This window comes from Candidatus Nitrosotalea sp. FS (assembly GCF_011319475.1).
In the GTDB taxonomy this organism is placed as follows: Archaea; Thermoproteota; Nitrososphaeria; order Nitrososphaerales; family Nitrosopumilaceae; genus Nitrosotalea.
On record NZ_RCMC01000067.1, the window covers coordinates 1 to 1,764 of the forward strand.

The window sequence follows — 1,764 nt, forward strand, 5'->3', positions numbered from 1 at the left end:
ATTTATGCCAAAATACTAGAACTACAAGTCAAATTTTCTTTTATCAATACATAAATACTCAAGATCCTTGAGTATTGGCTAGCAAGTATGAAAAGATCAAGTATCTTTTATTTATTATTAATAATCACAGCAAGTATTGCGATAATCACAGTACCAGCTTATGCACAAACAGCTGGGCCATCCAATCCAAATGCGAATGTGACAACTGCATACAAAATATTGCATCAAAACGAGACTTCTATTAGTTTATCCACTTTAGCCCCATTAGCTATCAAGACAGATTTACCAACATACAATCAGGGTGANACCATCCAATCCAAATGCCAACGTGACAACAGCATACAAATTGTTGCATCAAAATGGAACTTCTATCAGTTTATCCACTTTGGCCCCAATAGCTATCAAGACAGATTTACCAACATACAATCAGGGTGATACCATCGTCATGACAGGACATGTAAGAGAGCCCCAAAATGCAACTGCCGTCACACTAAGAGTTTTCAATTCATTAAAGAATCTCATTTCAGTAGCACAGTTGCTTCCATCTTCAGATGGAAGTTTTACCAAGACAATTTTAGCCACAGGACCACTTTGGAAAGATGCTGGTAACTATACCATAATAGCTCAATATGGACCATATACAAATACAAACGCTACATTCCACTACAATGGTGGAGATGGAAGTTCCACAGTTACCAAGGCAATCAACAGTACATATTCCTTACAAGAATCAGGTCAAACTTACAACATATCATACATCATAAAAGGTGGTACTGTCAGTAGCATGAATATTATACCACCGCAGTACACACTTGAGATTACACTAAATACAAACTCAGATGGTTCTATCACCGTCACATTACCTAGAAACATGATCGATGCAAAGATACCCCCGCCACCAAATCCTGATGCAAACTTGACAGGAGCAAAAGTAAACATATCAGGATTAGAGGATGATAATTTCATAGTTACAGTAAACGGCAAACACATCANTCAAAACAGATTTGTCTACATACAATCAAGGAGATACTGTTATTATGACAGGACATGTAAGAGAGCGCCTCAATGCAACCGATGTAACGATTAGGGTCATCAGCCCACTAAAGAATCTAGTTTTCATAGGTCAATTATCACCAACTGCAGACGGAAGTTTTACCAAAGTATTTCCAGCTACTGGCCAATATTGGAAAAATGCAGGTAATTACACAGTAGTGGCACAGTATGGATTATACACAAATGCAACTGTGCAATTCCATTATAATGGAGGCGATGGAAGTTCCATCATTACCAAACCAGTTAACAGTACATATCCCTTACAGGAATCAGGTGTAACTTACAATATACCATACATCATAAAAGGTGGTACTGTCAGTAGCATGAATATTCTACCACAGCAGTACACACTTGAGATTACACTAAATACAAACTCAGATGGTTCCATCACCGTCACATTACCTAGAAACATGATCGATGCAAAGATACCTCCGCCTCCAAATCCTGATGCAAACTTGACAGGAGCAACAGTGAATACAGCTGGATTAGAAGATGATAATTTCATAGTTACAGTAAACGGTAAACACATCACACAGTTCAGTGAGACCAAAAACCAGAATGTAAGAATACTAAGTATTCCATTCCACAATGGAGATACTAAGATTGACATAGTGGGTACAATCATAGTTCCAGAGTTTGGTCCAATCGCAGCTCTAGTACTTGCAATTGCAATAATATCAATAATTGCAGTGTCAGCAAAGACTGGACTAA

Annotated in this window: 1 protein-coding gene; it reads left to right on the top strand. The window is 37.8% G+C overall.

Annotated elements, in window-relative coordinates; all coding sequences use genetic code 11:
- Positions 1–1,037: 1,037 nt before the first annotated feature.
- Positions 1,038–1,764: PEFG-CTERM sorting domain-containing protein (locus DYY66_RS02980; protein ID WP_166286089.1), on the top strand; the 727-nt coding region annotated here is incomplete at its 3' end.